The sequence below is a fragment of the Saccharicrinis carchari genome, assembly GCF_900182605.1.
Classification (GTDB): Bacteria; Bacteroidota; Bacteroidia; order Bacteroidales; family Marinilabiliaceae; genus Saccharicrinis; species Saccharicrinis carchari.
Window position 1 is genome coordinate 1 of record NZ_FXTB01000021.1, and the last position, 10,257, is coordinate 10,257.

Sequence of the window (10,257 nt, forward strand, 5' to 3'; positions counted from 1 at the left end):
TGAGCTACTGCCGGGAAACTGGAATCCCAGAGCGTAATAGCAACAGGTACTTAAAATGTATCAGATAAAATAGGTGTACTTGCTCGGACGCTTACAGTTAGTTCGTAAACGGCATTTAATGTCTCAAAATTATAATTTAAAATTTGTGTTTCATTTAACGTAACGTAGCGATTATAATATCCACAAATGCTATCATTTAATTCTACTTTACAATAATCATGAGCTTTAATCTTAAACAGTCCTTGTATTGACTGAGTGTTAAATGAATTAAAACTCTTAAGACTTTTTCCTTCTTTTCTAATTTTCTGAACAACTAAATAGTTATTGTCCAATGAAGACCTGTTAAATTCCGGTTTTAAATCAATCGCAATAATTTTAATTGTATCTGATATTTGAATTAATTTCCATGTTTCAGGAATACTGTATGATAATTCCTCCGTAGCTTTTAGAGACCAATGAACAATAGAATCTAGAGTACTGTTTTTTTCAACAATGTGATATTCCCATACTCCATCATTGCAAGAGTTTGTAAGATTTCCTGATTTTAAAATCTCTTTATTTACCTCAAAAATATAATCTCCGTTAATAACCCGTTCTAAGGGCATATTAATCGTATCATTACTTGTTGATATATGTCCTTCATAAATGTAAATTGTATTTAGAACATGCAATTGGTCACATGATATGAAAGTCAAACAAGTAAAAATTAATAAAAGACTATTCTTTAACATCGTGTGTATTTTTGTATGAGTGCCAACGGTTGGTGTATGAAGCGTTGGGCATTTCGAAGCACTTTCTTGTCAAACCGTTACAAAGTTTATTAAGTGTAATGCCTTTGAAATCAACACTATCTGCCCAATGATTTATACACTTTGTTAGCAACTGGGCGTTGATTTTTTCAGTCTGACAATCAATCATTTAAGCTCTTAATAATGGTCTTTCCTTGATTGCACGAAACTTTCAACGGAGCACAAATTTATTTTGTTTTTTTGTGGGAGGGCAACCCTAAAACCGCCCTTAAAGGCGGTTACATGAGCGGCTTTGTAAGCTCTCTGGCAAGCTTTGGACGGGCGTTGGCTCGCGGCGCTTGCTAATGTGCTTACAAATAGGGCGGACTACCACTAACATTTTGACTTTACCCAATACTTCAAAGAGCGTTGAATTGTCCTCTAAATCCATTTTTTCAACCGTAATCTGTGTTTGTAAAACTAAATGTTAAATATAACGAAAATACTTTTTGTCACGACTCAATTAACACCTTCATTTTGTTAAAAAATTAGCAGCAATTTTTATCCTTTTGTATCGAAGGACATTTTACTGAACCATACGAACAATATACGCAGCAATCACCTGGTTTTGGTTTTAAAACTGTATGGCAACTTTCACATTCATAGAAGAACTGACACGAATCTTCGAACATAGTTTCTCCTTTTTGAAAACCACAATTTGGGCAGCTTATGATTGATTCTAAAATTAGCTTCATATTTATTTTCCCAGTTTTATAATTCTAAAAGCCCCTTGTATCACAATTAAAAACACGATTGCCCCAATAATTAAATCGGGATATTTTGATTGGGTCAACAATACCAATACCCCTGCTGAGATAACACCAGTATTGATAATTATATCGTTCGATGTAAAAATCATGGTAGCTTTCATGTGCGCTTCCTCGCTCTTTGATTTTTGCAGCAAATAAAGACAAACAGAGTTGGCAATCAATGCCAATACCGATACAATTATCATGGTTTGAAAATCGGGGACTTCTTCAAAACTAATAAACCTGCGTATTACGTCCATAAGACCAAACAAAGCTAAAGCTAACTGAAAATAGCCGCTTAATCGGGCAACTTTCTTTTTTCTGATTAATGTTGAACCGACTGCCCAGAGGCTAAGTCCATAAACCAAAGCATCGGCAAGCATATCCAATGAACCGGCAACCAGCCCCATTGATTTTGATATTAATCCGGTGGTTATTTCAATAATGAAAAAAGCGAAATTGATAATCAATACTGTCCAAAGTAGTTTCGATTGCACTTTAGAAATCTCCGGTTGCAATTCAATTTCTTCAATAGTTTCTGAATTTTTGAGACTGGAACCTAACTTTAGCGCATCCAAACTTTTAGCAATTTCAGTATTTTCTTTTGAATGATAAACAGTCAGGTTTCTATTCTCTATATCAAATTCGAGTTTTTTGATTTCTAAGATTCCATCCAATTTCATCCGACTCATGTTTTCCTCGGAAGGGCAATCCATTTTTGAAATTTTAAAAGTGCTTTTATACATTGTCGATGACTTGTTTTAGTTTTTGTTGAACCTCGTTTGCTACACTTGCCAGTTTTTCATTTCCAACCGATTGCATAGAAGCCACGGGGTCAACGGTAGTAATTTCAGTTTTGCCATTTTCCAACTCTTGAACAACTACATTACAAGGTAACATCGTACCAATTTTATCTTCTTCCTATAAAGCTTTATAGGCAAAAGCAGGATTGCAAGCCCCAAGAATACGGTAATTTCTAAAATCTACACCCAATTTCTCTTTCAGTTTCTCGTGTATGTTGATTTGAGTTAAAACCCCAAAACCTTCTTTTTTGAGTTCTTCTGTTACCCTTTCTACTGCTTCTTCAAAAGTGTAATCCGTTGTTTTTTCAAAATAGTATTTCATCATGTTTGTTTTTAAAAATGAATAATTGAAACAGCAGGTTGCCTTTTTTCTTCCGGCAACCTGCCATTAAAATTATGAATTATTTTTCGCCGTTCTCCAGACCTGTTTTTACACGGTAAGTTTTTTCAACGTTTAAGATATAAATTATTCCATCGCCCGGGTTTAGTGTCTTTCCGTATTCCGAGATAAGCCCGATTACCATATTTACTTTTTCTTTGGTTACTACCATTTCAATTTTGGCCATTGGACTGTCGGTAACCGAAAATTTCTGCGAAACAAAGGCGTTTTCATCCTGAAATTTTCCTGTTCCTTCTGCACTCGATATAGTGATATTTTCAAAGCCATTGTCTTTAAGCTGTTCAATTAACTCGTTTACATGGTTTGGCCTTACAAATGCTTTTATTTCTTTCATCGTGTTGAATTTTAATGGTCGTGTTCAGTTTCTTCTTTTTTCATATCCGCCAATAAATAGTAGGCCGCATTCATCACTACCTGTGTATTTTCGGGCAGCGGATTGATTAGTTTGATTTCAGTATAGCCCTCGTCTTTTAAGCCGGGAATGACTTCGACCATCCTGAAAGCCATCTCGTGTTCTGCTGCATCGTTATCGTCTGCATCTCCATGCTCATGCCCTTCCTCATCACTATCGTGATTCGCCATTTCTTCATGAATATCTTCTGCATCGTGCTCGTGTCCTTCAGTTTCATCATGTCCGTGTTTCTCCAATGATTCGCTGTCCACTATAAAAATGAACGATTTAGTTCCTTCGGCAACAATGGCATCGTTGGGCAAAGCGCAGGTGTAATTTTCATCGGTATGCAAATGCCCCGAAATGTACATGCCAGGAATGAGCCCTGTTACTTTTTCATTGATTTTTGCATGGACATGAACTGCCCTTGATTTGGCTTCAAACTCTTTTCCAATGGCAAAAACGGTGGCCGTGAGTTCTTCATCAGGACGGTTCGAAACCGTGAAATGGACTTTTTGACCTTCTTTTACCAAATGCACATCGTTTTCATAAACCATAAAATCGGCATGGATAGCGGTGTTGTCGGTTATTTCAAGCAGGATGTCTTTTGCATCAACATAAGAACCAACTTTTATATTTACTTCATTAACAAAGCCATTTATTGGCGAATTAATGTTTATGGTATTTGAAATATTCCCCTCCATAATTTTTTCGGATGAAAGGTTCAGCAGTTGCAGACGTGATTTTAATCCTTCGTACTTTGCCTTTGCTGTGTTGTATTCCGCCTTAGCCTGCTGGAAATCGCGACCTGCACCTACATTGTTTTCAAACAATTCTTTTTGGCGTTCAAATTCCTGTTCCAAAAATTCAAGTCTGTTGGCTACTTCTGCAAAGTTTTCCTGTAAGGCAATGTAATCCGGGTGTTCAAGAACTGCCAGCAATTGACCTTTGCTTACTTTATCGCCGTGAAAAACTTTAATTTCTTTCACATTCCCGCCAATTACGGCTGTAATATCGGCACTGCTTGCCGGAGGCACTTCGAGTTGCCCGTTAGACTTTACTACCGTGGTTAGATTCCGCATTTGAAAAGTGCCTAATTTTAAGTTGATGGCTTCCCGTTGGTTTTCATTTAAAACAACCACGCCTTCGGGGCCATGTTCTTCATGTTCTTCGCCTTCTCCGGCTGTTTTGGTTTTTATATTGCACGATATTAATGTGGCGATTGCAATAAACGCTATAATTATTTTTGTCTTCATCATTACTCTATTTTGTTGATTATTTACCTGTTATAAATTTCAGTTGGGCAGACAATTCGAAGTACTCCGCCTGTTGCATTAAAAAATCCTGTTTTGTCCGAATGGCCGCTTCCGTGTTCTGTATAAATTGAACATAGTCGATACTGCCTAAGCGATACGCCAGATCGGAAGCCTGAATTTGTTCATCGGCAAGTGGCAACGCTTCTGTTTTATAATAGTCGATGACCTGTTGTAAAGTAAGGTAGCGGCTGATTTGTTGATTGTACCCGGCTTTCAGTTCCAGTTCCTTCTGCTCGAATTGCCGATTGGCAATTTGGAAATCAATTTTTGAAGCTTTGATTTTACCCGATTGCGAAAAGAAAGCCAGGGGGACAGAAATACCTGCTTCCCAACCATAGAACCCCGAATTGCCGTCAATCGATTGCCATTTATAACCCAAGTCCAGCTTTGGCAGGAAATTAGCCTTTTCCGCTTTCCATGCCGATTCTGCAACATCAATCCCGGTTGAATAATAATTCAGCAACGGGCTTCCGCTCAATGAGTCAGTTTCAGAAACAAGTTCAAAAACATTTTGTCCTAAATCCTGAGCGTTCACGTCAACAGCCATAGGATATAACAGGTATTGATTCAGGATTTGCAAGCTTGCCAAATAATTGCTTTCGGCTTTCGTTAAATTTACCTGCAGTTCTTTGTATTTGGATGATGCCGAAAGGTATTCGATTTTGGAAGTTGCCTGTGTTTTATACCGCAACTTCGCAGCTTTCTGAAAATCGGCGTATAAGGTGTCGAGTTCCTTAAAAAGCTGCCATTGCTGTTTGGCTTGAACGGCGTTGTACCAGGCAAGACTAACATCACGAGCCAACGTGTATTCCGTAAGTTCCTGACCGGATAAAGCTTGTTGGGTGCGGCTGTTTGCAAGGTTGCTTTTTGCCGGGATGCCGAACACATCGATATCCGTTTGTCCAATCCCGATTTTGTTTTGAATACCCGGTGCGTTATTGCCCACTTCTTCTTTTCCGGTATAGATCGAAGTCATCCCCAGTTCGTAAGCCGTAGCTTTTAGCGCTTTTTGCTTGTCAACTTCCAATTGGGCAGCCTTAATCGCCGGGTAGTTTTCCTTTGCCCTTTCAATGACCTGTGGCAATGTTAGGGTGGAATCCTGCGCATTGGCATTTTCTGAAATTCCTAAACCTGCAATTACAATAAGGACAGTAAACAATCCTAAAGCCGGTTTTGGCATTTTTATTTTTTTAACGCCACTTTCAACAAATTTATAGAGAATAGGCAGCACGATAAGCGTGAGCAAAGTTGATGTCAGCATCCCGCCAATAACCACAGTTGCCAAAGGTCGTTGAACTTCCGCTCCTGCCGAAGTGGAAACAGCCATGGGCAAAAAGCCCAGAATATCGGTTGATGCCGTCAATAAAATTGGACGGATACGCCGGATTGAGCCTTTTTTAATGATGTCGTTTATATGGAGTTTGCCTTCTTCTTTCAATTCGTTAAAACCGCTAATCAAAACCAGTCCGTTGAGTACCGCAACACCAAACAGGACAATAAAACCAACGCCAGCCGAAATACTAAAAGGCATATCACGTAAATAAAGTAAAAATATACCGCCAACAGCGGCAAACGGCACTGCGACATAAATCATCAGCGTTTGTTTAAACGATTTTACAGCGAAAAAAACCAGCATAAAAATTAATGCCAAAGCAAGCGGAACGACCAGCGACAATCGTTTTGATGCCCGTTCGAGGTTCTCGAAAGCGCCACCGTAACGGATATAATAGCCCGTTGGCAATTCCAGCTTTTCATCTAAAGTGGTTTGAATTTCTTCCACAAGTGATTTTACATCCCTGCCCGAAACATTAATCCCTACATAGGTTCGCCTGTTGGTATTGTCGCGGCTGATTTGCATCGGCCCCGGCTGATAGCTAATTTCAGCGACTTCTTTCAATGGGATTTGATTTCCATCGGGAAGATTAACAAACAAGTTTCGTATGTCATCAATGCTCTGGCGGTGTTCCTCGTCCAGCCGCACAACAAGGTCGAACATCCGCTCGCCCTCGTAGATGCTTCCGGCAACGCCGCCACTAAAGGCAGATTCAACAATGGTGTTGAGTTCTTTAATTTTCAGGTTATACCGTCCAAGTTTGTTACGGTCGTAATGAACGGTTATCTGCGGCAGTCCTTGTGTGGCTTCAGCTTTTGCACCTGCCACGCCTTCAATCCCCGAAACCAGTCCGGCAATTTCTTCGGCCTTGGAAGCCAGTATTTCTAAATCGTCGCCATAAAGTTTAACCGCAACATCTTCACGTATTCCGGTCAGCAATTCATTGAAACGCATTTCAATAGGCTGTGTAAATTCAAAATTGACTCCCGGTAAAACACTGACTTTTTCCCTGACTTTATCAACTAATTCGGCTTTTGATTCGGCTTTTGTCCATTGTTCCTGTGGTTTAAGAATCACAAAAACATCTGCAATATCAATTGGCATGGGGTCCATAGGCAAATCGGCAACTCCAATCCTGCTTTGGATGCTTTGAACTTCATCGGGAAAATTTTCCATTACAATTTGTTCCAGCCTTGTGGAGGTTTTTGTTACTTCGGTTAATGAAGTACCCGGCTTTAAAAACGCCTGAAAAGCAAAATCGCCTTCATCAAGTTTTGGGATAAATTCTGCACCCATTCTGGTAAACAGAAAACCACCCGAAACCAACAGCACAAATGTGATGGTAATTATGATCCAACTTCTTTTAAGCGACCAACCAATTACAGGGTTATAGGCATTTTCGAGTTTCCCGATTATTTTATCGCCCCAGGTTTTTTTGTCTGTTTTTGGTGGTTGAAGAAATAAGGCCGCCATCATTGGAATATAGGTAAGGCACAAAACCACCACGCCCAAAACGGCAAATCCGAATGTCATAGCCATGGGGATAAACATTTTGCCTTCTACACCCTGCAAAGCCAAAACGGGAATAAATACAATTAAAATAATCAACTGCCCGAAAAATGCCGAGTTCATCATTTTGCTTGCCGAATTATAGGCAATTTCGTTTCGCTTCGCCTGGCCCAGCTTTGTGCCAATCAGGTTTTTACGGTGGAGGTAAAAAATCATGGCTTCGACAATGATTACCGCTCCATCAACCAATATCCCGAAATCGAGCGCCCCCAAACTCATCAGGTTTGCCCACACCCCAAATAGGTTCATCATGATAAAAGCAAATAGCAAAGCCAGTGGAATGGTTGATGCCACAATTAAACCGCCCCTTAAATTCCCAAGGAATATGACCAGCACAAAAATGACAATCAGCGCACCCAAAGACAGGTTTTCGGCAACGGTGGAGGTTGTACTTTTAATGAGTTTGCTGCGGTCGAGAAAAGGTTTTATTTCAACACCATCGGGCAATGATTTTTGAATTAAAGCCATCCGTTCTTTTACATCCTTAATCACATCATTTGAGTTTTCACCTTTCAGCATCATCACGATACCGCCAACAGCCTCTCCTTTTCCGTCTTTTGTAAAGGCGCCATAACGTACAAAACTGCCGTATTTCACTTCTGCCACATCCCTTATGAAAATGGGTTGCCCGTCAATGTTTGCAACCAAAGTGTTTTTTATATCATCCAACGAACGCATCAACCCTTCGCCACGGATAAAGTTGGCCTGAAAGTTTTTCTCGATATATGCGCCGCCTGTGTTTTGGTTGTTGTCGTCAAGGGCTTCAAAGATATCAGAAATGGCCAAGCCCATACTTCTGAGTTTATCGGGATTAACAGCTACTTCGTACTGTTTACCCCTGCCGCCAAAAGAGTTTACTTCTACCACTCCGGGCAGCATGGCCATTTGACGTTTTACAATCCATTCCTGCATGGTGCGGAGTTCCATATCGTCGTAAATGGTATCGTAACCGGGTTGCACTTCAAGCGTGTATTGATAAATTTCGCCCAGTCCGGTGCTGATGGGAGCCATAAACGGTTCTCCAAAGCCCTGCGGAATTTTTTCTTTTACTTCGGCCAACGCTTCACTCACCAACTGCCGCGGAAGATATGTCCCGGCACTTTCTTTGAAAACAATGGTCACAACGGAAAGCCCAAACCGTGATACACTTCGGATTTCAGTAACATCTGGTAAGTTTGCCACTGCCAATTCTACCTGATAGGTTACAAACTGTTCAATGTCCTCTGTACCCAAATTGGGAGCAGTTGTAATAACCAATACCTGGTTGTTTGTAATGTCAGGGGTGGCGTCAAGCGGCACTTTGGTCATGGAATATATTCCGCCAATAATCAGTCCGATTGTCATCAGCCCAATTAGTGCCTTGTTCTTTATTGAAAAGGATATTATTTTATTTATCATTTGAATTATCTGAATTATTTATTAAGAATATGAATCAATCTTAAGGTGTATTAATCCATGAGATAACTCATAAACATACTTTTGTTACGAAGCATTACACCAAGAAATTGATGAGAGCGAATTGTTAAGATTGAACGATTATATTTTGGGAGGTTGCCAGATGGAAGAAACAGGATTTGAAAATCTTGATTCTTTGAAAGGAATATTTAAAGTAAGCACTTTAATTTCGGACAATAAACCATCATAAAATGAAGGGAAAGAAAGTGTTTGGCAACAATGACAAAAACAAAAAGGGGAACATAAATCTAAATCATTTGCCTGATTATGGTTTTGTTCTGAGAATTCGTAAGAAGCAGGATTTGAATCAGCAGTATGCATATCATCGCATGGCATGGCTGTTAAAACCATTACATAAATCGATAAGATTACTGCTATATATTTCATTCCACAAAACCTTAATTCTAATAATTACAACGACAAAAATACTATATAGTTTGTGCAACCGAGTTGCAAAGTTACTTTTTGCAATTTGAACAAATACCTTTGACCACCATATTCACGCTTTCGAGAGAAAAGCTGTTTGGTAGATTAATTTCTGGGATTGGAAAATCATTTAAACAATAGGTTTGATTGCACTTTGTGCAAAGAAAATGAACATGCAGGTCTTCCGGATGGCATTGGCAAGTGTCCTGACAAAGCGCATATTTAACCGAGCCTGTGCCGTCATCTATACTATGGATGAGCTTTTTGTTTTCAAAAGTTTTTAATGTTCTATAAAGTGTTGCTTTATCGGCTTTCTCAAATTTATGTTCCAGTTCAGGTAAACTGATAGCCGTTTTTTGCTCTGTTAAAACTTGCAAAACCAACTGTCGCATTGGGGTTGGTTTGATGTTTTTATTTTGCAATTTTTTATCTATTTCCTTTTTCATTTTTAATTTTCTCAGTTTGTTTAAAGCTCAAATGTAACAATTAAGCACCGGAGCGTAGGCAAAATTGCAGCTCTTTTACAAGCCTTCGGTTTGTGCGTTGGCTCGTGGGGGCTTGGAAATGTGCTGGAATGTGGGCTGGAGTTTCTTTTTTTTTGCGGGGGAAGAAAAAAACAAAATAAATTCCCTCAAATCTGCACTGACTTTTCAAAGAGTTAAATATTTTAATCTACTTGTTTTAAACTTACATCTTTCAGTCTTGAAGTTTCTCTTTTTTTCGCCTTGTTGCTAACGGTCAGCGGTATATTTAGTGCCGCTTCTCGTGTCTTTAGTTAATTATGTTGGTCTTTATAATTCAAATCCTCTCTGTCTTACAAGCAATCACAGCGGCATTAAATATGACCGCATGTTAGCTTTAGGTGCTTTTTATTCATTCCTTTCTAAAAGTCCCAGAGTTATCTCTAAATCCTATACCTATATACATATTCCGTAAGCGTCCGAGCAAGTACACCTATTTTATCTGATACATTTTAAGTACCTGTTGCTATTACGCTCTGGGATTCCAGTTTCCCGGCAGTAGCTCA

Annotated in this window: 8 protein-coding genes and 1 pseudogene; all 9 read right to left on the reverse strand. The window is 39.3% G+C overall.

The features are described 5' to 3' along the window. Positions 1-50: 50 nt before the first annotated feature. The 9 genes and pseudogenes from FN809_RS17495 to FN809_RS17535 all read right to left on the reverse strand — a co-directional run bounded on the left by FN809_RS17495 (position 51) and on the right by FN809_RS17535 (position 9,676). On the reverse strand, positions 51-731 hold the full coding sequence (locus FN809_RS17495; RefSeq protein ID WP_142534841.1) for a hypothetical protein: 681 nt from the start codon (positions 729-731) through the stop codon (positions 51-53). Positions 732-1,276: 545 nt separating this feature from the next. Then, the gene (locus FN809_RS18155) at positions 1,277-1,483 is read right to left on the reverse strand and encodes a GDCCVxC domain-containing (seleno)protein (protein WP_142534842.1); all 207 of its coding nucleotides are present in this window, start codon (positions 1,481-1,483) and stop codon (positions 1,277-1,279) included. 2 nt (positions 1,484-1,485) lie between these two features. Then, positions 1,486-2,253: a cation transporter gene (locus FN809_RS17505; RefSeq protein WP_449421032.1), complete on the reverse strand. Its 768-nt coding sequence runs from the start codon at positions 2,251-2,253 to the stop codon at positions 1,486-1,488. A 22-nt stretch (positions 2,254-2,275) separates the two neighbouring features. Beyond that, positions 2,276-2,665, reverse strand: a pseudogene (locus FN809_RS17510) (DUF302 domain-containing protein). 76 nt (positions 2,666-2,741) lie between these two features. After that, positions 2,742-3,074 carry a P-II family nitrogen regulator gene (locus FN809_RS17515; RefSeq protein WP_142534844.1) on the reverse strand — a complete coding sequence of 111 codons (333 nt, stop codon included), beginning with the start codon at positions 3,072-3,074 and terminating at the stop codon, positions 2,742-2,744. Positions 3,075-3,085: 11 nt separating this feature from the next. After that, the gene (locus FN809_RS17520) at positions 3,086-4,390 is read right to left on the reverse strand and encodes an efflux RND transporter periplasmic adaptor subunit (RefSeq protein WP_246095623.1); all 1,305 of its coding nucleotides are present in this window, start codon (positions 4,388-4,390) and stop codon (positions 3,086-3,088) included. A gap of 16 nt (positions 4,391-4,406) precedes the next feature. Continuing rightward, entirely contained in the window at positions 4,407-8,747 is a 4,341-nt protein-coding gene (locus FN809_RS17525) for a CusA/CzcA family heavy metal efflux RND transporter (protein ID WP_142534845.1), read from the reverse strand. 138 nt (positions 8,748-8,885) lie between these two features. Continuing rightward, positions 8,886-9,191 carry a DUF6660 family protein gene (locus tag FN809_RS17530; protein ID WP_142534846.1) on the reverse strand — a complete coding sequence of 102 codons (306 nt, stop codon included), beginning with the start codon at positions 9,189-9,191 and terminating at the stop codon, positions 8,886-8,888. A gap of 71 nt (positions 9,192-9,262) precedes the next feature. Then, positions 9,263-9,676 (reverse strand): Fur family transcriptional regulator, encoded by a 414-nt coding sequence (locus FN809_RS17535; RefSeq protein ID WP_142534847.1) that lies wholly within the window; start codon positions 9,674-9,676, stop codon positions 9,263-9,265. Positions 9,677-10,257: the final 581 nt, after the last annotated feature.